This window comes from Rhodococcus sp. YH3-3 (assembly GCF_001653035.1).
Lineage (GTDB): Bacteria > Actinomycetota > Actinomycetes > Mycobacteriales > Mycobacteriaceae > Rhodococcus_F > Rhodococcus_F qingshengii.
Genome location: NZ_BCWH01000001.1, coordinates 166,046 through 188,370, shown reverse-complemented (window position 1 = coordinate 188,370; position 22,325 = coordinate 166,046). Strand labels below are relative to the sequence as shown.

17 protein-coding genes and 1 pseudogene are annotated in these 22,325 nt (G+C 63.5%); 9 read left to right on the top strand and 9 right to left on the bottom strand.

Going from position 1 to position 22,325, the window contains the following annotated elements:
* Positions 1 to 17 precede the first annotated feature (17 nt).
* From YH3_RS01015 to YH3_RS01005, 3 genes are read left to right on the top strand one after another with little or no spacing between them, the layout of a single operon-like run.
* Positions 18 to 488: an NfeD family protein gene (locus YH3_RS01015; protein ID WP_064443446.1), complete on the top strand. Its 471-nt coding sequence runs from the start codon at positions 18 to 20 to the stop codon at positions 486 to 488.
* Entirely contained in the window at positions 485 to 1,300 is an 816-nt protein-coding gene (locus tag YH3_RS01010; RefSeq protein ID WP_064443445.1) for a slipin family protein, read from the top strand. The genes YH3_RS01015 and YH3_RS01010 overlap by 4 nt, the downstream gene beginning before the upstream one ends.
* A 59-nt stretch (positions 1,301 to 1,359) precedes the next feature.
* Positions 1,360 to 2,598, top strand: a complete 1,239-nt coding sequence (locus YH3_RS01005; RefSeq protein WP_064442849.1) for an HNH endonuclease signature motif containing protein — start codon at positions 1,360 to 1,362, stop codon at positions 2,596 to 2,598.
* A gap of 65 nt (positions 2,599 to 2,663) precedes the next feature.
* Here YH3_RS01005 and YH3_RS01000 read toward each other — a convergent pair whose 3' ends face one another.
* A complete protein-coding gene (locus YH3_RS01000; RefSeq protein WP_019746065.1) occupies positions 2,664 to 3,371 on the bottom strand; it encodes a pyridoxamine 5'-phosphate oxidase family protein in 708 nt (235 codons plus the stop codon).
* Between the two features lie 97 nt (positions 3,372 to 3,468).
* Here YH3_RS01000 and YH3_RS00995 point away from each other — a divergent pair, with 97 nt between their 5' ends.
* Together YH3_RS00995 and YH3_RS00990 are read left to right on the top strand one after the other, a co-directional pair.
* A complete protein-coding gene (locus YH3_RS00995) occupies positions 3,469 to 4,854 on the top strand; it encodes a PLP-dependent aminotransferase family protein (protein ID WP_064442848.1) in 1,386 nt (461 codons plus the stop codon).
* A 59-nt stretch (positions 4,855 to 4,913) separates the two neighbouring features.
* Positions 4,914 to 7,031: an FAD-dependent oxidoreductase gene (locus YH3_RS00990; protein ID WP_030537119.1), complete on the top strand. Its 2,118-nt coding sequence runs from the start codon at positions 4,914 to 4,916 to the stop codon at positions 7,029 to 7,031.
* A 7-nt stretch (positions 7,032 to 7,038) separates the two neighbouring features.
* On the opposite strand, the gene YH3_RS00985 is transcribed toward YH3_RS00990, so the two are convergent.
* The 6 genes from YH3_RS00985 to YH3_RS00960 form a co-directional block, all read right to left on the bottom strand.
* Positions 7,039 to 8,097 (bottom strand): isopenicillin N synthase family oxygenase, encoded by a 1,059-nt coding sequence (locus YH3_RS00985; RefSeq protein WP_238592495.1) that lies wholly within the window; start codon positions 8,095 to 8,097, stop codon positions 7,039 to 7,041.
* A 143-nt stretch (positions 8,098 to 8,240) separates the two neighbouring features.
* Positions 8,241 to 9,344, bottom strand: a complete 1,104-nt coding sequence (locus YH3_RS00980; protein WP_003945979.1) for an inositol-3-phosphate synthase — start codon at positions 9,342 to 9,344, stop codon at positions 8,241 to 8,243.
* Positions 9,337 to 9,900: a PadR family transcriptional regulator gene (locus tag YH3_RS00975; RefSeq protein WP_003946014.1), complete on the bottom strand. Its 564-nt coding sequence runs from the start codon at positions 9,898 to 9,900 to the stop codon at positions 9,337 to 9,339. The genes YH3_RS00980 and YH3_RS00975 overlap by 8 nt, the downstream gene beginning before the upstream one ends.
* A gap of 116 nt (positions 9,901 to 10,016) precedes the next feature.
* A complete protein-coding gene (locus YH3_RS00970) occupies positions 10,017 to 10,787 on the bottom strand; it encodes a DUF1707 domain-containing protein (protein ID WP_054827438.1) in 771 nt (256 codons plus the stop codon).
* A gap of 9 nt (positions 10,788 to 10,796) precedes the next feature.
* Entirely contained in the window at positions 10,797 to 11,618 is an 822-nt protein-coding gene (locus YH3_RS00965) for a DUF1707 domain-containing protein (RefSeq protein WP_050656990.1), read from the bottom strand.
* A gap of 9 nt (positions 11,619 to 11,627) precedes the next feature.
* Positions 11,628 to 12,467 carry a DUF1707 domain-containing protein gene (locus tag YH3_RS00960; RefSeq protein ID WP_007735521.1) on the bottom strand — a complete coding sequence of 280 codons (840 nt, stop codon included), beginning with the start codon at positions 12,465 to 12,467 and terminating at the stop codon, positions 11,628 to 11,630.
* Positions 12,468 to 12,616: 149 nt separating this feature from the next.
* Here YH3_RS00960 and YH3_RS00955 point away from each other — a divergent pair.
* The 3 genes and pseudogenes from YH3_RS00955 to YH3_RS00945 all read left to right on the top strand — a co-directional run.
* Positions 12,617 to 13,003, top strand: a pseudogene (locus tag YH3_RS00955) (DUF5318 family protein); the annotation flags it as partial.
* A 420-nt stretch (positions 13,004 to 13,423) separates the two neighbouring features.
* A complete protein-coding gene (locus tag YH3_RS00950) occupies positions 13,424 to 15,571 on the top strand; it encodes a transglycosylase domain-containing protein (protein ID WP_007735524.1) in 2,148 nt (715 codons plus the stop codon).
* Positions 15,572 to 15,610: 39 nt separating this feature from the next.
* A complete protein-coding gene (locus YH3_RS00945) occupies positions 15,611 to 17,188 on the top strand; it encodes a glycosyltransferase family 87 protein (protein WP_007735525.1) in 1,578 nt (525 codons plus the stop codon).
* Between the two features lie 2 nt (positions 17,189 to 17,190).
* On the opposite strand, the gene YH3_RS00940 is transcribed toward YH3_RS00945, so the two are convergent.
* Positions 17,191 to 17,490, bottom strand: a complete 300-nt coding sequence (locus YH3_RS00940; protein WP_003941253.1) for a LuxR C-terminal-related transcriptional regulator — start codon at positions 17,488 to 17,490, stop codon at positions 17,191 to 17,193.
* Positions 17,491 to 17,676: 186 nt separating this feature from the next.
* On the opposite strand from YH3_RS00940, the gene YH3_RS00935 reads away from it, so the two are divergent.
* A complete protein-coding gene (locus YH3_RS00935; RefSeq protein ID WP_064442847.1) occupies positions 17,677 to 21,519 on the top strand; it encodes a helix-turn-helix domain-containing protein in 3,843 nt (1,280 codons plus the stop codon).
* A 6-nt stretch (positions 21,520 to 21,525) separates the two neighbouring features.
* Here the strand turns inward: YH3_RS00935 and YH3_RS00930 are convergent, their stop codons facing one another.
* Positions 21,526 to 22,305 carry a DUF4190 domain-containing protein gene (locus tag YH3_RS00930; protein ID WP_003941240.1) on the bottom strand — a complete coding sequence of 260 codons (780 nt, stop codon included), beginning with the start codon at positions 22,303 to 22,305 and terminating at the stop codon, positions 21,526 to 21,528.
* Positions 22,306 to 22,325 lie beyond the last annotated feature (20 nt).

Here is a 22,325-nt window from a genome sequence, read left to right as displayed (position 1 = left end):
GAGCGTGGAGACGAGTGATGACGACGATCGGTGTCGTTGCCCTGTTGCTGGGCGTCCTGTTGGTCGTGGTCGAGGCGCATGCCCCAACCGCGGGGGTGCTCGGTGCGCTTGGAGCACTCATGATCGGTGCCGGCGTGTGGATGCTCTTCACGTCCGACGGTATCGGGCAATTGATCGCGATCCCGGTGACGGCGGGGGTCGCGGTAGTCGGCCTGGGCGTGGTGGCGGTAGCGAGTCGAAAAGCGCTTACCGCGCGCCGCGCTCCCGTGCGTACGGGGACGGAATCTCTTGTCGGCTCGGACGCGACCGTTCGCAGTTGGACCGGTGCGCAGGGTCAGGTCGAGCTCGACGGCGGATTATGGCGTGCTCGAATGGAATTCGGGTACGACGATTCTGTGCCTGCCGTGGGCGAATCCGTTGTCGTAGAGCAGGTTCGAGGCCTGACTCTGAAAGTGCGCCGTCGTGAACCGTGGGAGCTGCCGCTATGACCACCGTGCTTGTCGTGTTGTCCGTGTTTGTCGTGCTGATTGCAGTCCTTGTGGGCATGTCGGTGAGAGTTCTGCGCGAGTACGAGCGCGCGGTGGTGTTCCGCCTCGGTCGACTGATCACCTTGAAGGGTCCTGGTCTGGTGATTCTGGTGCCGGGGATCGATCGCATGGAGCGGGTCAGTCTGCGAACCGTCACGCTGAAGATACCGGTCCAAGAAGTGATCACTCGCGACAACGTCCCCGTGAAGGTCACCGCCGTCACGTACTTTCGGGTCGTCGACGCTGACCGTTCGATAGTCGAGGTCGAGGATTTTCTGGCCGCCACCTCACAGATCGCCCAGACCACACTGCGCTCCATTCTCGGTAAAGCTGAGTTGGACTCGCTGCTCTCCGAACGTGAACGCCTCAACGAGGACTTGCAGAAGGTCATCGATCAGCAGACCGAGCCGTGGGGAGTCAAGGTCACGACCGTCGAGATCAAGGACGTCGAGATTCCGGCCAACATGCAGCGCGCCATCGCCAGGCAAGCAGAGGCCGAACGAGAGCGGCGAGCCAAGATCATCAACGCCGACGCCGAGTTTCAGGCTTCGGCCAAGCTCGCCGAGGCGGCCGAGGTGATCAGCCGCAATCCGACCACCCTGCAGTTGCGTTATCTACAGACGCTTCACGAGATCGGTAGTGAGAACAACTCCACCGTTGTCTTCCCCTTGCCGCTGGATCTTGTCCGGCCCTTTATCGGTGGCGGAGTTGCGGCAACTCCCGCGACCCAAGAACCTGCCCGTTTCGCCTGGAATGCGAAAGTTGTTGATTAGCATCTAGTTTCGGGTCTCCATCCCTTGTATTCGAAACTATGTTCGATTAGACTTTCGGCATGGACAGTCGGGAAGCGTGGCAACTGGATGATGAGGGCCTCAAGGGTGAGGTTCTGGATCTGGTGCGTGTCCGGCACGAGTTGCAGTCGCGGATGGTGTTGCTGATCGTGGAGATGTTTTCCCGGGAGGTTCTCGGCGGGGAGGGGTTTCGGGCGATCGCGCAGTGGTTGCATGGTTCGACGAATCTGGAGATCGGTGAGTGCAGTCTGCTGGTCGGGTTGGCGCGGTTGTTGATGCTCGAACCCGTGGTGGCGGATGCGTTTCATCGTGGTGATGTTGATGCGTTGAAGGCGCGGCAGGTGGCGTCGTTTTGTCAGCATCCGCCGAAGAACATGACCCTGGCGGATGTGGACAAGGCTCGCGGGATCTTGCTCGGTTTGGCGTCGAAGAACATCGCCGATTGTGATGCGGTGCGGGCGGCGATCCGGCGGATCGAGAAGCAGTACGGCAAGCGTGAGGACGGGGTCCCGGTGGGTGAGGATTCGGAGCGTAACGAGTTCTACGCCTCGAAAGGCTTGTACGGGCGGGTGACCGTGAAGGGTGATTTGGATGCTGTGAACGGGGCCCGTCTGATCACGTTGTTGTCGAGCCTGTCGGCGCCGACACCGGAGAAGGACGGCGTGAAGGACACGCGTACTCCGGCGCTGCGGCGTGCGAACGGGTTCTGCGAACTACTGCGGCGGTACGAGCGGGCGGGGTTGGGTCCGATCGAGGGCGGAGTGAAACCGCACATCACGGTCACCGCCAGCGCAAAAGACATGACGGACCTGCAAGCGTTGAAAGACCTCTTGCCGTCCACCGAGGAACTGGGTTTCGCGTGGGCGGATTGGGTGGGTCCGATCAGTATCGATACCGCGCGGATGTTGGCGTGCGACTGCACCGTCACCCGGATCCTCCTGGACGAGAACGGTGTTCCGCTCGACTGCGGCAAAGAAGCAAGGACCGCGACGGTACCCCAGCGGCGGGCGTTGGCGGTTCGTGATGGTGGGTGTGCGTTTCCGGGATGCGGGACACCATCGGGGTGGTGCGATGCCCATCATATTGTTCACTGGAACGATGGTGGCCCAACGGATCTCGACAACCTGATCTTGTTGTGCGGTCATCACCACCGGACGCTGCACCACACGGAGTGGCGGGTGGAGATCGGCCCGGATCGCAAATCGGTGTTCTACCCACCGATGTCGATCGATCCGTATCAACAGCCGATCGGCGGGAACAGCCCACCTACAGCAGCCTGAACGGGCGCAACTGAATACGTACACACCGGGGCATAGCCATGCCCCGGTGTGTACGGCGTGTGCGGTCAGAGCATCGTCGAGATATGGTCCGGCAGCGCGACACCTGAGTCGAGATCCTCGGACGGGATCGGTTCACCGAAGTGCGTAGCTGCGGGAACTACTCCAGCCCAAACGGTTTCGACACCAATGTCGGCGGCATCGTCGCCGGGGCCGCCGGTGCGGGCCTTGACGGAAGCCTCGTACAACGGCAGTGCAAGAACGATGGTTGCCGCCATTTCCTTGCGCGTGTGATCCCGAAGGTGTTGGGAACGTCCGGGAACCACCTGGTCGACGATCAGATTCAAAGCCTTCACGCGCTCGTCGCCGTCGGTCACGACTCGAGGTGATCCGATGATGACGCCGCTGCGGTAGTTCATCGAGTGGTGGAAGCCCGACCGAGCCAACACGAGCCCGTCGAGGATCGTGATGGTGATGCAGATTTCGCTGTCGGGAGCCAAACTCCGTGAAGCGACTGAACCGTGAACATAAATAGATCCGCCGCGGTCGGGGCCGTCGAGGTCGAACCCGTAGGCGGTGGGAAACACCATGGGAACTCCGCCGACGGTCACACCCATGTGGCACAGCTTCGCGGACTGCAAGACGTCGACGAGTGCCGCGCGTTCTGCGACGCCGTGGTGGCGGGCGCGCTTGTGCGTCGTACGTGCTGTCGGGGACAGCGGAATAGGTGCAGTGGGGGCAGGAGCAGGGGCAGCAAAGACAACGGAATCTGTCATGCAGACAATGCTGGTGGCAAAGTGGCTTCAAGTCATGGTCCAATCAGTGGAGACTTCGATAGGCCACTTCGATTTGCCACTTCCGGGAGGGTTCTGAATGTTTCTGCCTTCGGCGGTAGCCGTCGTCCTCGACCGGACAGATCGGCGGGCGCTCCCGGTCCAGATTGCCGACCACCTCAGAGCTGATATCCGCAGTGGTAAGGCGACAGTGGGTCTGAGGTTACCCAGTTCCCGGAAGCTGGCGGCGGAGCTCGAGGTGGCGCGGGGCGTCGTGGAACGGGCGTATGAGCAGTTGATCGCCGAGGGTTGGCTTGTCGCTGTGCACGGCTCAGGCACCTTCGTTGCCGAGGCGCCCTCCCCCATGGTCACTCCCACGACTACACCGAAGAAGGGCGCCGACAAGATGTCACCCAGGGTGCAGCTCCGGCCGGGCGTGCCGTGGACGCCACCGCGTGCATCGGCAGCGTGGCGGCGGGCGTGGCGTGACGTCGGGTCCAAACCGCCACCTTTCGAGGATCCCGATCCTGCGGGTGACTACGAATTGCGTTCGGCACTATCGGAATTACTGGCAAGAGCCCGTGGAATGTCGGTTGAACCCGAGAGAATCCTGATCACCTCAGGTGCCACGCATGGTCTCGGCCTCGCCCTGTCGGCTCTGCGTACCCGTGGTGCTGTTCTGGCGATGGAAGATCCCGGATACCGGTATGCGTCCTCGGCCGCTACAGCCTGTGGATGGTCGCTGCTCGACGTGCCCGTCGACGCTCATGGTCTCTGTGTCGACCAACTCGAAACGGCGTCGGAGAGCGTCCGCGGTGTGTATGTGACACCGTCCCATCAGTATCCGACAGGAGGGCTGCTTCCGGTAGGTCGGCGCAACCAGTTGATCGAGTTCGCACGCGCCCGCGACGTCGTCCTGTTCGAGGACGATTACGACTCCGAATTCCGTTACGACGTAGCGCCTTTGCCTGCGCTTGCCCAGCTGGCTCCTGATCGGGTGGTGTATCTCGGAACGGTTGCCAAGACGCTCGGCGCCGGAATTCGATTGGGCTGGTTGGTAGCTCCCCTCGACCTGGTCGACCGCATAGCAGTACACCGCAAGCGAATCGGCGACTTCCCGTCGGTTCCGCTGCAGCAAGCACTCCTGTCCCTGCTCCGTGACGGCGAATGGGATCGAGCGGTGCGTACCGCCCGGCGCAGATACCGGGAGCGTGATCGGGCGGTCGAGGAAGCGCTGTCATCGTTCGGTGAACTGCGGGGTCTCGGCGCCGGCATGCACACGACGCTCATGCTCGACGCGGATCTGGCAGCGACCGTCGCTCGCGAGGCGCTCCTGCACGGCGTCGAAGTGCCCACCCTGGTCGAGTCCACCCGAACGCACGGAGACCCCGGCGGATTGGTCATCGGCTACGGGCGAGTGGAATCCGCGGACCTCGAATATGCGCTCGAGGTGATAGCCGAGTGCCTCGCACGTCACAGCGCGTGAAGTCTCGTTGATCGGGAGTGCGGCAACGGATGGGCGTGGTCCAGTTCTAGCGTCTGCTCGTGACGATCCGAAGCCAGACCTTTCCGCACCTGCTCGCACCAGGCACCATCGGCCCGATGACCGTGCCCAATCGCGTGGTTCTCCCTGCGATGGACATGAACCTGTGTGAAGACGGGGAAATCGAAAAGGGCGACATCGACCACTTCGTGGCGCGTGCGGCTGGTGGAACGGGTCTGATCATCACCGGTTGCTGCGCTGTTGCGTATCCGCTGGGCTGCACCAGCCGCAAGGAACCGGGGCTTTCGGAAGACCGGTTCATCCCCGGTCTCAAGGCGTTGGCCGACGCAGTCCACGACGCAGGCAGCAAGCTCTGTGTGCAGATGACACACCACGGCAAGGTGGCGCGCATCGATACCCTCGACGGCCGACCGCAGTTGGTCCCGTCCACGCCGAAGCCGCCGGGTGACATGAGCGCGATGGCCGATTGCACGCCAGAAGAACTGGGCAAGATGGCTGCCATCAACGAGGGCAAGAGGGCTACGTACCACGAGGCAACCAAGGAAGATCTTGATTGGCTGGTTCGCATGTTCGCCGAGGCTGCCGGACGGGTGAAGGCGGCGGGCGGCGACGCCGTCGAGATTCACTGTGCCCACAACTACGTCCTCGGAGCGTTCCTGAGTCGGTACACGAATCAGCGCAGCGACGAGTACGGAGGTTCCATGGAGAACCGTGCTCGCCTCGCTTGTGAGGTCATTCGGGCGGTCAAGGAGGAGGTCGGTGGTGCGCTTGCCGTCATCGTGCGTCTGGCCGGTCAAGAGTACGGCGAAACCGACGGGCTGACGGTCGACGAGGCTGCTGCGGCCGCGAAGATGTTCGAAGAGGCCGGAGCTGACGCCATTCATGTCACCGGTACCGCGCTGAATGCTTTTGCCAACTTCACCGACGGACCACTGCCCGACAAGGTCGGCTACTACACCGACAATGCAACGCGAATCAAGCAGGCGATATCGATCCCCGTGATCACCGTCGGACGTATGCTCCCCGAGGTCGGCGAGAAGATGATCGCGGAAGGTCGCACGGACTTCGCCGCAATGGGCCGCCAGCTCCTGGCCGATCCACAGTTGGTGAACAAACTCAAAGACGGTGTACCCGAGCGGGTTCGGCCTTGCATCAATTGCTACGTCTGCGTGCAGGAGAACTTCTGGGACGAGACCCCGCTGTGCGCTGTCAATCCCGCGCTCGGCAACGAAGCGCTTCTCCCCTTCGTTCGGACCAGCACTCCGAAACACGTTGTTGTGGTCGGAGCGGGCCCCGGTGGTCTCGAGACGGCCCGCGTGGCCGCTGAACGTGGGCACCGAGTCACGGTGTTGGACAAGTCCGATCGCCTCGGTGGCACCCTGTGGTTCTCGAGCCTCACTACCCCGGACAACGGGCGTCTGCTCAGCTGGTTGAAAGTGGAAATCGAGCGTCTCGGTGTCGATGTTCGACTGAAGACCGAAGCCTCGGTTGCTTCGATCCGGGCACTGAACCCCGACGCCGTAGTCGTGGCCACCGGTGCAGTCCGTGAGCGGCCTAGCGTTCCGGGCGGCGACTTGCCGCACGTGCACACCGGTGATTCGTTGCGCGCGTTGATGACCGGAGCGGGAGACGTCTCACAGGTACCGCCGTTCCTGCGGACGATGGCCAAGTTGGGCAAGCTGTCCGGTATCACCAAGAGCCCCGCGGCGATCCGAGCTGTGACCCGCAAGTTCCTGCCCATGGGTAAAGACGTTGTCGTGATCGGTGGTTCGCTTGTCGGACTCGAGCTTGCGGAGTTCCTGGCCGAGCGAGGTCGCAATGTGACGCTGATCGAAGAAGGCCAGCAGTTGGGTATTCCGATGGCGATGCCGCGCCGCTGGACGGCGGTGCGCCACGCCAAGCATGTCGGTGTGGACATTCACCGCAATTCAACGGTGCAGCGAATCACCAAGGAGCACGTCGAATTCCGTTCCGGTGACAAGACACGGACCGCTCCAGCCGACATGGTTGTCGTCGCGTCGGGAGTGTCGGCGCAGGCGCCACTGGCCGATTCTCTGATCGGTGTCGTGTCCGACGTACATGTGGTCGGTGACGCGGTGAACGTCGACTACATCGAGGGCGCGATGCACACGGCGTGGAAAGTCGCGATGGATCTGTAGTTCAGCATCAGGTAGCGCTTTGTGCCGCAACGATGTCCGGCCACCAGCGGGCCGCGACATCGGGGTGCGCACGTAGTCGACTCTTGAGGGCATTCGCCCCGTAGGAATCGTGGATCGGGTTGTTCGCGTCCACGGTGACGCCGGTGGCGCGCGCCGCCAGCTCGGGAGGTAGGTCGAACTCCGGGATCTGCGCTGCGTAGTTCGGGTTGAAGAAGAACGGCACCGAGATACGTTCACCGTCGCCCTCGGGTGAAACTACCCGGTGCACAGTCGCTTTCAAGTAGCCGCCGGTAGCGACCTCGAGCAGTTCGCCGATGTTGACCACCAGCGCCCCGTCGATCGGCGGCGCGTCGATCCAGTCGCCGTCGTGCTCGACCTGCAGACCGCCTTTGCCCGGTTCGACATAGAGCAGAGTCAGCACACCCGCGTCCTTGTGTCCGCCGACGCCCTGGGAGCCGGCACCTTTCGGGCGGCCCGGGTAACGCACCACCTTGATGAGGATCGACGGATCGTGAGCGAACGCGTCGTCGAAGATGTTCGCATCCTGGCCCAGGGCTACCGCCCATTCGCGTAAGAGGCTCAATGCGATCGAGGTGAGTGTGTCGTTCCACTCGGTGATGACGTCGCGAAGTTCGGGAAGGGCGTCTGGCCACTGGTTGGGGCCCTGCAGAATCTCCCAGGCCGGTGAGGTGTCGGTGCGCTCGGCCGCGGGCGGTTCGGCGCCGATGTCGATCTGCTCGCGCCAGTCCTGCTTGCCTTCGGTCAGTTCGCCGCCGAGCCGGGTGTACCCACGGAAGTGCGGGCTGCGGACGTTCTCGATCGCGAGCTTCTCGGCAGTCGGCAGCGCGAAGAACTCGCGGGCGACGGCGAGGAGGCGGCGCTGCAGTTCGTCGGGAATTCCGTGGCCGACCAGGTAGAAGAATCCGACCTCGTGGGTGGCCTCGCGGAGCTGAGTGCGGAACTGCTCGGCGGTGTCGGGGTTCTGCGCAAGCGACAGATCGAGCACTGGCAGCGACGTAATCGACATGGGGTCCTCGATCCGTGTGATGGTTCTGATGTCCATCATTCCACGCTGAGCGGCACCCGGACCCGCACGGCAATTCGGCAGCCGCAGGCGTGATTACCCGCGCGGATGCGGAAACACCCTGCGGATAACAGAATCGGGGCCTTGCGCCATTGGCGCAAGACCCCGAATCAGTGTGAGTCGAATTAAGCTTCGTCAGCGCCGATGATGAACGCTTCGAGCTCGATGCGAGCCTTGTCGTCGGCCATCTGGACCGGCGGGGACTTCATCAGGTAAGCGGAAGCCGGGTAAACCGGTCCACCGATGCCGCGGTCCTTGGCGATCTTGGCTGCGCGGACGGCGTCGATGATGATGCCGGCAGAGTTGGGCGAATCCCAGACCTCGAGCTTGTACTCCAGGTTCAGGGGAGCGTCACCGAAGGCGCGGCCTTCGAGGCGGACGTATGCCCACTTGCGGTCGTCGAGCCACTCCACGTAGTCCGAGGGACCGATGTGGACGTTGCGGTCGTGAACCTTGCCGGCAAGTGCGCCGGTCAGGTTGGACGTCACGGCCTGGGTCTTGGAAACCTTCTTGGACTCCAGGCGATCACGCTCGAGCATGTTCTTGAAGTCCATGTTTCCACCGACGTTGAGCTGGTAGGTGCGGTCCAGCACGACGCCGCGGTCTTCGAACAGCTTCGCCATCACGCGGTGTGTGATGGTGGCGCCGACCTGGCTCTTGATGTCGTCACCGACGATCGGGACGCCGGCGTCCTTGAACTTGGCAGCCCACTCCGGGTCGGAAGCGATGAAGACGGGCAGAGCGTTGACGAATGCAACGCCTGCGTCGATCGCGCACTGTGCGTAGAACTTGTCAGCGTCGTCGGAACCGACGGGCAGGTAGGAGACGAGGACGTCGACCTGAGCGTCCTTGAGTGCCTTGACGACGTCGACGGGCTCGGCGTCGGACAGCTCGATGGTCTCGGCGTAGTACTTGCCGATGCCGTCGAGGGTCGGGCCACGCTGAACGGGAACGTCCAGGGGCGGGACGTCGGCGATCTTGATGGTGTTGTTCTCGCTCGCGAGGATCGCCTCGGAGAGGTCGAAGCCGACCTTCTTGGCGTCGACGTCGAACGCAGCGACGAACTGCACGTCGCGGACGTGGTACTTACCGAACTTGACGTGCATGAGGCCGGGGACCGTCTGGGTCTCGTCGGCATCCTTGTAGTAGTGGACGCCCTGAACCAGGGACGAGGCGCAGTTACCCACGCCCACAATGGCTACGCGCACCGCGGTGCTGTTCTCACCCATGGTCGGGTTCTCCTTCTTTCCGGGATGTTCCTGTTGTCGATTGCTCGGCTGCGATCAATTCGTTGAGCCAACGCACTTCGCGTTCACTCGATTCGAGTCCGAGCTGATGGAGCTGACGGGTATAGCGGTCCAGCGATCCGCTGGCCCGACCGACGGCCTCGCGGAGCCCCTCACGGCGCTCCTCGACCTGACGTCGCCTGCCTTCGAGGATCCGCATCCGCGCTTCTGCGGGGGTGCGGCTGAAGAAGGCGAGGTGAACGCCGAAACCGTCGTCGGTGTAGTTCTGCGGCCCGGTGTCGGCGACCAGTTCGGTGAACCGTTGCCGACCTTCCGGAGTGAGCTGGTAGACGCGACGCGCCCGACGCTTGAGCGTGCCGGTGGCAGTGTCGACGTCTTCCGAGATCAATCCGTCGGCTTGCATGCGCCGCAGTGCCGGGTACAGCGATCCGTACGAGAACGCGCGGAATGCGCCGAGCAGACCAGTGAGCCGCTTACGCAGCTCGTATCCGTGCATCGGTGACTCGAGGAGCAGCCCGAGGATTGCGAGTTCGAGCAACTGACAAACCTCCCGAGTCGTTGAACCTAACCGCTTGATGCGATAACCAACTATATCGCGCCGATATATAAAACCACACTGCGGACCGATACGTGTACCAGGGTGTCACGGCTAGATCAGGGGGTGAACGGGTAGATCGACATGATTTCGCCATCGAGGGCAGCGGTCAGGTACCCGCTCTCGTCGAGGTCGTTGCCGACGTGAATCTGGATGGTCGGAACATTTTCGGTGCTGTCGACAGAGACGTACCGAGTGGTCGGATTTTGCACCGACGTCGTTGTTCCGGCGCCGTCGAGCAGGGCGATCACGATGCGAGGATCGAGCTGTCTGACGTCGATCTGTGTCACGTCGGGTTCGCGTGATCCTCCTGAAGTCGTGTCCTCGAGGTCGCCTCGGTAGTAGCTGTCCAGGCTCTTGCGCGGCGCGGCAGGATCGGCGCGCGTTACGCGTGCATAAGTGGGATAGATGGTCATCTCGTCGACCAGTCCGCTGCCGTACTCCGTTTCGATGGCATGGAACATCGCCCCCAGGCCGTCGACGGTGTGTAACTGTGGCTCGGGGCTCGAGAAGATCGTGACGTCGGACGCGGCGTATTTGATTCCGAAACCGACAGCCGAGACCAGTGACAGCGCGATGATCACAACGGCGATCCAACGCGTGTCGAGCGAAGGTTCTTTCCGAAGAATGGGTAGGGACGCCTCGGTCTGCAGATCGGACGTCAAATCTTCGAGATCGCCGAGAGTGACTGCCACCGCGGCGAGTTCGGTCAATTCGTCGTGCTCGGTCGCCGTGAGTTGTCCGTCGGCGAAGGCGGAGTCCAGCACTGCGCAGGTAGCCTCGCGATCGGCATTGCGAGCGCGGGTGGTCCTGGTCAGATCGTTCGGCATGTCCGGGGCCTATCGAGGAGTGAAGGGAGACAAGCGGATCGGGCGGCCATCCGGGGTCAAATCCATTGAGCCGCTCGCGCCGAGGTTGTTGCTGGCGTAGATGGAGACGCGTGGATCGTCGCTCGACGAACTCATGCTGATGTGTGTGATCTCGGCGTCGGGGACGTTGAGATTTGCGGACACTCCTGCCAGATATCCGGCGAGTTTGTCGATGTCGACGGCAGCGAGGTCGAAGGTGACGGTGCTGGCTGCTCGAGTCGACGTGCTGTCGCGTGGTGTGAAACCGCCTCGAAAGTCGATGTCTTCCTCCAGGTTCGGCGAGACAGCGGCGGCGCGAGTGACGCTTGCATAGCCGTCGTAGAAGTTGGCGGAATCGATTATCGTCGTGCCGTACTTGGCGCTGTATCTGGTGATGAATTCCCCGATCCCGCTTGCGGTGACCGTGTTCAACGTCGAACTCACAATGGGGGCAAGCGGTTCGACGTTTTCGGCTGCCGCCGGTGGAGGCGGTGGGGGTGAAGGGTCGGCGGACAAGGTGAGGTACCCGATCAGGCCGGCGAAGATAGTCGATGCGGCTGCGAGGTACCAGATCTTGTCGATACGGCGAACTTTGGCGACGGCGTTGCGCAGCGTTGCTTTCTGCAGATCGCGGACCAGCAGATCGAGCTGTCCGAGCGTGGTCGCGGTCATGGCCGCAGCCGTCCGGTTCGCGTGCTCGTCGACCGTGATCTGGCCGTCGGACAGAGCCGTATCGAGAACGGCGCAGGTATCGGAACGGTCGACGTCGCGCGCACGGGTGCGCGTAGAGGTAGTAGTCGGGGACCCACTCACCGGCTCACCCTAGCTCCCGTACGGGTAGGAACGAGAGATCTCGCCCCACGGCGTGACCTCGATGCGTCCTTGGTGGCCGAGTCCGTTCTCTGCATAGATCGCGATCTCCGGGACGCCGTAGTTCGCGTCCACGATCAAGTGGGTGATCGCGGCGTCCGAAACATTGACATAGTCGCCGATGTTCACCATGTACGGCGCGAGCTTGTCGATCTGGATGGAACCGAGGTCGAAGGTCGGCTGGCCCGTTCGCCGCGGAATGGACGTCACTTCCCTCTCGAAGCCGTCGCGAAAACTGATGGACTCGGTGAGAGCGGGAGCATCGGGGACCGCCCGGCTCACTGAGGAGTAGTCGCCGTGGAAGCTGGCGTCGTCTACGAACATGTCACCGAACTCTTCTCGATACCTCTCGATGAATGCGCCGATTCCTTCCGGCGTCAACGTGTCGATGTGTGCGATCAGGATCGGTTCGACGGTCGGCTCCGGCACCGGGGTGGTGGTCGGCAACGGCGGAGCGAGGGAAGTAGTGCTGGCATAACTGGCTGTGATGTCTTCCGAGGGCGTCAACGGTGACCGACTCCACGCCACTGCTGCGATCGCGCCGACGACGATCAGAGCAGCAGCACCGACGAACACGGCCTTTCGTGCCGTCGACGTCCGAGGCACCGTTTTGGTCTCGATCTTCGGCACCTGCAGATCGTTGACCAGGCGTGCGAGTGCGAGCAGGGTCTTCGCGGACTTCGCCTTCTCGGTCCGGTCGAAGTAGTCCTCCGCGCTCAACTGCCCTTCGGCGTACGCGGCGTCCAACACATTGCACGTTTCGACGCGATCAAGATCACGAGCGCGCGTCATCGGAGAACGAGAAGACTTCACAGGAAGTGATCGTAATGGCTGGTCGCCATGCCCCCAGCCCCCGAAATGTGTTCATCGTGACCCTCCCGAACCGTCCGTCGCGGCACGGACGCACGTACGCTGGTCAGGTGCGGATACAGCGGCAAGTTGTGGACTACGCGCTCGCGCGTCGGTCTGTGCTGGCCGAAGTGTCTGCGGGTCGGACCGACGTCAAGCAGGTGTGTGACGCCGATCCGTACCTACTCAGAGCCGCGAAGTTCCACGGCCGGGGCAGCGACGTCGTCTGCCCCATTTGCCGCAAGGAACAGTTGACGCTCGTGTCCTGGGTGTTCGGCGACAAGCTCGGTCAGGTTTCGGGATCGGCCCGAACCTCGGACGAGCTCGCTCGGCTTGCGGAAACAGCAGAGGAGTTCACGGTGCACGTTGTAGAGGTGTGCCGTACCTGCAGTTGGAACCACTTGGTGCAGTCCTATGTGCTCGGCGCAGTACCTGCGCCGCCGCGACCGCGGCGAGCACGCCCACCAAGCCGGCGCAGCACGCCCACCAAGCCGGCGCACCGCCAGCGAGTAACGCCACACCCGAAGAAGGGCCCGATCGAAGTCTGCACGTGATCGGTCCGTGACCACTGGAGATTTGATTCGTGAGTTCCCCCAGCAACAACAACCCGGGCGGCAACAACCCGGGTGGCCGTCCCGTCGGTCCCAACCGTCCCGCCGGACCTCCTCAGGGTCGTCCGCCGCAGGGACGTCCCATGGGCCCACCACCGCAGGGACGCCCTCCGATGGGTCCGCCCCCTGGCGAACGAACCGACCCAGCGCGTCGCGGCAGCAGCAGCGACCACCCGTAGCAACGCGGGCACCCGCCCGCCGGTCGGACCTCCACCGACGAAGCCACCGACAGGTGGCTCCGGTGGCGGTGGCAACGACGGACAACCCCCGAAGGGAAGAAAGAGCACCGTGAAGAAGAAGTCCAAGTGGCGCACAGTTCGCCGCTCGGCCTACGTCTTGGTGGCGCTCGGTCTTGTTCTGCCCGTCCTTGCCTTCATGGCGGCGTACATCGTGCAGGACGTCCCCAAGCCCGGTGACCTCAAGACCAATCAGGTGGCGACGGTCTTTGCCGCCGACGGCACCACGGTGATCAGCACTGTCGTCCCGCCAGATGGCAACCGCGTCGAGGTCTCGCTCGATCAGGTACCGCCGCACGTTCGCAACGCTGTTCTGGCCGCAGAGGACCGCGATTTCTACTCGAACCCGGGCTTCTCGATCTCCGGTTTCGCACGCGCGGCCCGAGACAACGTCCTCGGTCGCGACAGCGCCGGTGGTGGCTCGACCATCACGCAGCAGTACGTCAAGAAGGCGCTTGTCGGCTCGGAGCGTTCGCTGACGCGAAAGATGAAGGAACTCGTCATCTCCTCGAAGATGGCCAACGAGTGGTCCAAGGACGACATCCTCGCCGCGTATCTGAACACCATTTACTTCGGTCGCGGCGCATACGGCATCGGCGCAGCATCCAAGGCTTACTTCGGTAAGCCCGTCGACCAGCTGTCCATCGAAGAAGGCGCCGTCCTGGCGTCGTCGATCCAGCTTCCGTCGCTCCTCGATCCCGAGACCAACCCGACCGGCGCGAAGTCCCGTTGGGATTACGTGCTCGACGGCATGGTGTCCGCCGGCACGCTGGATCAGGCCGCGCGCACGCCGATGCAGTACCCCGCCTACATCCCGCTCGCCCAGGTCGACAACAGCAGCCAGGGCTCGACCGGACCCGAAGGCCTGATCAAGCGTCAGGTGCTCAAGGAGATCGGCGACGCTGGAATCAGCGAGCAGTTGCTCAACACCGAGGGCTTGCAGATCACCACGACCATCGACCCGCAGGCTCAGGCCGCAGCGGTCGAGGCAGCCCGTTCCAACATGGAGGGTGAGCCGGAGAATCTGCGTACCGCAGTTGTCTCGGTCGATCCGAAGACCGGAGCCGTCAAGGCGTACTACGGCGGTGAGGACGGCGCGGGATACGACTTCGCGAATGCCGGACTTCAGACTGGTTCCTCGTTCAAGGTGTTCGGCCTCGCAGCCGCCCTGGATCAGGGAATCCCGCTCTCGCAGATGTACGACAGCTCACCGCTGACCGTCAACGGCATCTCCATCGGCAACGTCGAAGGTGAAAGCTGCGGCACCTGCACCATCGCAGAGGCGCTCAAGCGTTCGCTGAACACCAGCTTCTACCGTCAGATGCTCAGCCTCGACGGCAACGGCCCGCAGGAAATCGCGGACATCGCTCACAAGGCAGGCATCCCGAAGGACATCCCGGGTGTCGGCCCGTCGCTCACCGAGGCCGACGGTTCCGGCCCCAACAACGGCATCGTGCTCGGCCAGTACCAGGCCCGCGTGCTCGACATGGCGTCGTCGTACGCGACACTCGCCGCGTCCGGTACGTATCACGCACCGCACTTCGTGCAGAAGGTCGTCGCGGCCGACGGCACCGTGCTGCTGGACCGCGGCGCGCCCGCCGGTGAAGACCGCATCGACGCTGCCGTGGCGGACAACGTGACGGCTGCGATGCAGCCGATCGCGGCGTACTCGCGCGGTCACAACCTGGCCGGCGGACGTCTGTCGGCGTCGAAGACAGGTACCGCGCAGCTCGGTGACACCGGAGCCAACAAGGACGCGTGGATGGTCGGCTACACGCCGTCGCTTTCGACCGCGGTCTGGGTCGGAACTCCCGACGGTGAAGCGATCACCAATTCCGGTGGCGCGATGATCTACGGCTCAGGTCTGCCTTCGGACATCTGGAAGGACACGATGGACGGCGCCCTCGAGGGCACCGACAACGAGAAGTTCCCGACGCCGGGCAAGATCAACGGTCAAGCCGGTGGTGTTCCGGAGTACACGGCTCCCGCACCGCCCAAGACGTCGGCGCCGCCGACCACCGCACCGACGACGACGGAAACCACTCCGCCGCCCGTGGTGACGACGACGCAGGTCGAGGTTCTGCCGGGCATCACGATCCCGATTCCGGGCATCTCCCGGCCGACGACAACCACGCCACAGGTACCAGGGGCAGGCGAGACCACCGAGGAAGAACCGGCAGGTGTGAGCCCCGGCCAGTAGTTGGAGGGTGGTCGGTTCGAAAGACGGTAACCTCGCGGAGTGGCCGCGAATGCTGATGATGCCGAACCGACCTCCCCCGCTCCGCTGGCCGAAGATCTTCGTTCGGCGGATTGGCGGGACGTTCCCAGTCGCAACGACGCGATCGTGTCTGCGCTGTCGGGAACCGTCGGCGGTCCGGTAGGTCGTCACGCACTGATCGGGCGCACTCGCTTCTTCACACCGATGCGAGTGATCCTTCTGCTCGCCGTGGTGTTCTTGGCTTTCGGCTGGTTCACCAAGGCGGGCTGTATTCAGCAGGCGCCGGTCGGCGAGAGCGGGCAGGTCGGCCTCGACTGGAGTGGCAGCCGTCAGTACGTGGCGATGTGTTACTCCGATACCGTTCCGCTGTACGGAGCCGAGCGCCTCGATCAGGGAGCATTCCCGTACAAGACGTCGTGGGAAGAAGTACGCGGCGACGGTTCGATCCAGATGCGGTACATGGAGTATCCGGTCATCTCGGGGCTCTACCAGTACGGCGCAATGAAAGTCGCGAAGGCGTGGGATTCGATCACCTGGCTGCCGGGCGCTATTCAGGTGGCACTCTATTTCAACGTCGTGGCGTTCGGGTTGGCGTTGGCGTGGCTGGTCACCGTGTGGGCGAGCACCCTGCTGGCCGGACGACGAGTGTGGGACGGCGCTCTCATCGCGTGTTCCCCGTTGGTGATCGTGCACGTGTTCACGAACTTCGATCCTCTGGCGACGGCGTTCGCGGCGGGTGGGTTGTTGGCATGGGCACGCAAGCGGCCCGTGCTCGCGGGAATCCTGCTCGGCCTGGGCGGCGCCGCGAAGCTCTACCCGCTGCTCCTACTGGGACCGCTCTTGGTCCTGTGTCTGCGCGCGGGCAAGACGAGGGACTGGCTGGTGACCGCTCTCAGCGCGGTCGCGGCATGGCTTGCGGTGAACCTGCCCATTGCCGCGCTGTACCCCCATGGTTGGTACGAGTTCTTCCGGCTCAACTCCGAACGCGGGGCCGATCCGGATTCGCTCTACAACGTGATCGCGTCGTTCACGTCGTGGAAGGGCCTCGACGGTCCTCTCGCACAGGGTGAGTCGCCGTCGAATCTCAACGCCGTCTCTCTGCTTTTGTTCGTGGCCGTCTGCATCGGTGTCGGATACGTCGCCCTGACGGCGCAGCGTCGTCCGCGAGTTGCGCAGCTGTGCTTCCTGTTGGTGGCGGGCTTCCTGCTCACGAACAAGGTGTGGAGCCCGCAGTATTCTCTGTGGCTGGTGCCGCTGGCCGTGTTGGCCTTGCCGCACCGCAGACTCCTGCTCGCGTGGATGACCATCGACGCCCTGGTCTGGGTTCCACGAATGATGTATTACCTCGGTGTGTCCAACAAGGGGCTGCCCGAGCAGTGGTTCACCGGAACAGTCGTGATCCGGGACATCGCGGTACTCGTTCTGTGCGCGCTGGTGCTCCGGCAGATCTACCGGCCGTCGGAGGATCTCGTGCGGTACGGGTTCATCGACGATCCGGCGGGCGGTGTTCTCGATCAAGCACCGGACAAACAACCTGCCTGGCTACCCGGTTGGCTGAAGCCGTCCAAGGCGAAGGAACCGGAACCCGTCACGGTCTGAGGTCACCACTCGTCGAGGGTGGTGTACCCGTCCTGGACCGCGCGGGCAAACAATGCTGCCTTCGTGGGAGCCGGCCGCCCGACGTCGCTGTACTTCGTGCGGATCCGAGTGATGTGTGTGTTGACGGTGCAGACGCGTAGGCCGAGCGTCTCGGCGACCTCGGACTTGGAATCCGAACGTAGCCAGGCAAGAAGTACTTCGATCTCGCGGACGCTCAGCTTCGGCTTGTGCTTGCCGTGCTTGGGGTTGCCGACTCGGGACACGTTTGCCTCGATCTTCGGAGAAATGCCGATTGAAGACATGCGAGTAGCGCCTTTCGACGGAGGGGATGGGCGTCGACTGCCGTATTTGCAGAAGGGCTGCTGGCTCGGGGTGCGACTGAGACGAGTATTTCGATCGAGGTGTCTCAGTGGAACGGGTGCAACTCCCTCGATACAGAGTCCATACAACGGACAAATCCCCTACCTGCTCCGATAGAGTGCGTCGCTATGAACTCGAAGGCGGAAGCCGGTACGCACAATCAGGTCGATCTCGCCCGGATCGAGTCGCGTGGGCAGTTTGCTGAGACGCTCACTGCACTGCGGAACGCAGCCGGACTGACGGTCCGCGAAGCCGTCGAGCGTTCGGGTGGTTTGCACGGAACCGTCAGCGGATGGTTTGCCGGCCAACACCTGCCGACGCCGGCGAGTACCCCGATGTTTTTCGCGCTCCTCGAGGCCTGCGGCGTCGATTCCGAGGATGAGCGGGAGCGCTGGATCAGTGCGGTGCAACGAGTGAGACAGCTGACGGCCAGACGACGCGGCGACGCCACCGTTCCGTATCGAGGTCTCGAGTCGTTCCGGCAGGAGGACGCCGAGTGGTTCTTCGGTCGAGACGAACTCACTGCCAATTTGGCGGAACGGGTGGCGTCGGCGATACAGGGTGAACGTCGCCGTCAGTTCATGGTGATCGGTGCTTCCGGCTCGGGTAAGTCGTCGTTGCTGCGGGCCGGGCTCGCCCCCAAGATCGCTGGAGACGATCCACGGTTCGACGGCTGGCGGGTGGAAATCCGGCAGCCGGGTACGGGAGGAATCCCGTCGTCGATTTCCGACGAACCAACAGTCTTGATGCTCGATCAGTTCGAGGAACTGTGGACGCAGTGCGACGGTGATCGTCGCGAGGAAATACTGCAGACTCTCGCGGAACTCGGTGAGAACACCATTGTCGTCATCGGCATGCGTGCCGACTTCTACGGGCTCGCGGCGAAGGAACCGCTTTTGGTGCCACTGCTCGACGACTCGCCGATGGTGGTCGGGCCGCTGACCGAAGAGCAGTTGCGCGAAGTGATCGTCGAGCCGGCGGTCAAGGCCGGGATGACCGTGCAGAGCGAATTGGTTCAGGTTCTGGTCTCCGAGCTGACACCACGCGGCTCGCGCACGGCCAGCGACCCCGGAGCTTTGCCATTGTTGTCGCACGCACTGCTGGGGACCTGGCAACGGTCGACGCGTAAGACGCTGACCGTCTCGGATTACTACGCCACCGACGGGATTGCCGGAGCCGTCCAGCAAAGCGCGGAGGAAGTGTACGGCGAGCTCACAGAGCGGCAGCAGCAGTTGGCGCGCAGGATCTTCCTCCGGTTGGTCAACGTCGACGAAGTGACGCAGACGCGTCGGCGGGCACCGCGCACCGAACTCTTCCTCGGTGACGACGTCGACGACGTGAATACCGTCATCGACCGGTTCGCCTTACGCCGCCTTCTCACCGTCGACGAGGAGACCGTCGAGGTTTCGCACGAGGTCTTGCTGTCCGCGTGGAGTCGGCTTCGCGATTGGATCGACTCGGACCGCGCCGGTCTGGCGGTGCATCGCAGGTTCACCTACGCGGCGCAGGTGTGGGAAGACAGTGGACGCGACCCCGGCGCGCTGCTCGGACCCGCACGTCTTCATCTGACGGAAGAATGGCTGCGTTCGGGCGAACTCGGGCTCCCACTGGAACCGAGTCGGACCCGCGCCGCCGACCTCAATGCCACCGAGCGGGAGTACCTCGCCGCGAGCATCGAGCATCGTGATCAGCAGGAATTTGCCGATCGCCGACGTACACGCGTGCTACGACGGCTCGTGACTGCGTTGGCAGCCGCGTCGGTGATCGCTCTGGTGTTGGCGGTGGTTGCGACCGTCGCCGGTATCGGAGCCAATCGTCAACGTGTCCAAGCAGATACCGCGCGAGACGAGGCGATGTCGCGTCAGGTGGCCACCGAGTCGATCAGGATGCGCGAGCGGGATCCGTCGCTGGCGTCGCAGCTTGCTCTGGCGGCATTTGCGGTCAACGAAACAACCGAAGCCCGCTCGGCATTGCTGGATGCGTCGGGCGTTCATTCGGCTACTCGCATCATCGGACCGCCCGGCGCGATGAAGGCCCGGATCAACCCAGCTGGAACTGTTGTGGCGGTGGGTGGTTCGGACGGGAAGGTCAGGCTTTATCCGATGGTGGACGGTGTTGCCTCAGCCGTTCCGCAGGCAGAGTTCCTCGGAGTCTCGGAGGGCACGGCCCTCTTTGCCGTCGCCTACAGCCCGGACGGACGGCTCCTTGCGACCGGTGGTGCCGGCGGCGCTGCACTCTGGGATGTGTCGGACCCGAAGAATCCGGTCCGTGGAACACTTCCCGTCGACGGTGAACGCGTAGTGCAGGACATGGAGTTCAGCCCAGACGGAACCAAGCTGGTCGCCGGTACCTCGACGCCCGACGTCCTGCGATGGAACATCGACACCTCCACGAATGCCGTTGCTTTGCCTGCTCTTCCGCATCCAGCTGACGGCATTGTCACCGCGACGTTCAGCCCCGACGGACGTTTCCTCGTGGCGGGCGGGCGTCAAGCGACTCTGCGCGTGTGGGACGTCGCGAAGTGGGGTGAGGAATCGGCGCCGATCTTCGCGACCGAGCCCAACGGCACCACCGTCCACTACCTCGGCGTTGCCTTCAGCCCGGACGGACGTGAGCTCGCGGCGGGAACCACTGGCAGGGAGGTGGTTCGGTGGGACATGAGCGATCCGGCGCGCCCCTCTCCCCTGCAGGCACTGACGGGATTTTCCAGCTACGTCAACGAACTGAACTACGGCAAAGACGGAACACGTCTTGCCGCAGGAAGTTCCGACAACTCCGTGCGCGTGTGGGACCCCCGAACCGGGGCATTGATCGAAACACTTCCGGACAGTGGGGCGGTGACCACCGTCGACTACAGCGATGACGGCCGCAATCTGGTCACCGGGGGACTCAACGGTGTGACTCGCGTGTGGGCTCTTCCGGGTCCGGTCTGGGCGGGAGCTCGGGACACGATCTTCACCAGTCCCTTTGCCGCGGACGGCTCGCGTCTGGTGGCCGGCGTCGGTGCCAGGGGTGGCGCGATGTTGGCGTGGAACACCGAGGATCTCGATCGCCCCGCGGTGATGCCGGAGTTGAAACCGCAAGGGGCCGAAACTTTCAGCGGTGCGTCGGCGGTGTCGGCAGACGGGAACCTGGCTGTGAGCGGCACCGGCGGCGGCGGTGCATATCTTTGGGACCTGAGTGATCCGGCGTCGCCACGTATCTACGGCGAGCCTGCGGTATATGTGAAGGGCATCGTGGCGGTTGTCGCACTGAATCCCGCCGGAGATCTGCTGGCGGTGTCCTCGCAGGACGACAACAGTATTGCGTTGGTCGACGTTTCCGACCCGTCGGCTCCGAAACTGTTGTCGTTGACCGATGTCGGCTCCTACCCGCAGATGATGGCCTTTCAGCCAGGTACCGACATCTTGGCGATCGCGAACGCCAAGAACGAAGTGGATCTGTGGGACGTGTCGAACGCAGCGTCGCCCCGGGTGGCGGCGACGGTGGGTGGATTCGAAAGCTACGCATTAGCAGTGTCTTTCAGCGCCGACGGAACGCTGTTGGCCGCTGGAAGTGCGGATCACGGTGTCGCCGTGTGGGACGTACGCACACCGTCGGCACCCGAGGAACTCGCTCGTCTCGTCGGCCCCGAGGGCGCAATCTATTCGATCTCGTTCAACCGCGCCGGTGATCGGCTCGCTGCCGGTGTCGGCGACGGAACCGTCTGGCTCTGGGACATCGAGACTCCCTCGCAGGCAACACGATTTGCGACGCTGTCCGCCTACCCGGGTCGCGTCAACGACGCTCAGTTCGCCGGCGAGAGTGACATGATCGCGGGTAGCGGGTCGGACAAGACCGTTCGCTTGTGGGGAATCGACCCCGACGGCGTCGTTGATCGATTGTGCCGCACCGCAGGATCTCCCATCACGGAAGCCGAATGGGAGCGGTACCTGCCCGGTGTTCCCTATCAGGATCCGTGTGCCGGCTGACGTGGGTCAGTTCATCCAGAACTCGAGCGCCGGTTCCCGACCCAGCTCGCCTCCGCTGCCGGTGATCACCAGTCCGGCGGAGGTGAGCTTGTACGTCACGTCCTTGTTGGTGACGGTGAATCCGTTGCCGGTGGGCGTCGGATCGTCGAGTTCGATGGTGGCGCCGTCGCTCAGCCGTTGACCCTTGTAGTAGTAACGCCCGACTCCGGTTTCGCAGATGACGATTCGTGATCCGGTCGTGACGGCGATAGCGACGGCAGGATTGGTGGAGTTGCAACTGGGGCCGCCGGAGATGAAGCCCTGACGGTTGGTGCCCGAGACGGTCGGCGCTGGTCCGATCGAGGTTGTGACGCGTGGGGGCGTCGTCGTTTTCGGCGCTGTGGTGGGTGCACTCGGCGCCCGAGTCGTGGTCGTGGAGTACGAGTACGGCGTCGTATAGGTGAGACTCCGCGAACTCGCTTCATTGGCGGCGTTGCCGAAAGCGGCGGCGAGCAGCCCGAAGAACGCGATCCACACGATCACGGCCAGGATGCCGAGTGCGGTGAAGATGTAGCCGATGATCAGTCCGGCAAGGGCGAGTCCGTCGCCTTCTTCGCCGGTCCGTTTGATCTGGCCGCGAGCGATGTGCCCGAAGACGATCCCCAACGGCGCGATGAGGAACGCGAAGACGAGGGCGAGTACCGCGAGTGTGTTCGTCGGGCGCCTGCCGTACGGATCGGGCTGCCCGTACGGAGACGGTTGCCAATTCTGATTGCCCTGGTACCCGTACCCACCCTGATCGCTCATGAGGTGAATCTTGGCATGGA

Bases quoted from the DNA above. Each gene is read 5' to 3' on its own strand.
- YH3_RS01015 (WP_064443446.1), top strand. From the start codon at position 18: ATGACGACGATCGGTGTCGTTGCCCTGTTGCTGGGCGTCCTGTTGGTC.
- YH3_RS01010 (WP_064443445.1), top strand. From the start codon at position 485: ATGACCACCGTGCTTGTCGTGTTGTCCGTGTTTGTCGTGCTGATTGCA.
- YH3_RS01005 (WP_064442849.1), top strand. From the start codon at position 1,360: ATGGACAGTCGGGAAGCGTGGCAACTGGATGATGAGGGCCTCAAGGGT.
- YH3_RS01000 (WP_019746065.1), bottom strand. From the start codon at position 3,371: ATGACAGATTCCGTTGTCTTTGCTGCCCCTGCTCCTGCCCCCACTGCA.
- YH3_RS00995 (WP_064442848.1), top strand. From the start codon at position 3,469: ATGTTTCTGCCTTCGGCGGTAGCCGTCGTCCTCGACCGGACAGATCGG.
- YH3_RS00985 (WP_238592495.1), bottom strand. From the start codon at position 8,097: ATGATGGACATCAGAACCATCACACGGATCGAGGACCCCATGTCGATT.
- YH3_RS00980 (WP_003945979.1), bottom strand. From the start codon at position 9,344: ATGGGTGAGAACAGCACCGCGGTGCGCGTAGCCATTGTGGGCGTGGGT.
- YH3_RS00970 (WP_054827438.1), bottom strand. From the start codon at position 10,787: ATGCCGAACGATCTGACCAGGACCACCCGCGCTCGCAATGCCGATCGC.
- YH3_RS00960 (WP_007735521.1), bottom strand. From the start codon at position 12,467: ATGACGCGCGCTCGTGATCTTGATCGCGTCGAAACGTGCAATGTGTTG.
- YH3_RS00940 (WP_003941253.1), bottom strand. From the start codon at position 17,490: ATGTCTTCAATCGGCATTTCTCCGAAGATCGAGGCAAACGTGTCCCGA.
- YH3_RS00935 (WP_064442847.1), top strand. From the start codon at position 17,677: ATGAACTCGAAGGCGGAAGCCGGTACGCACAATCAGGTCGATCTCGCC.
- YH3_RS00930 (WP_003941240.1), bottom strand. From the start codon at position 22,305: ATGAGCGATCAGGGTGGGTACGGGTACCAGGGCAATCAGAATTGGCAA.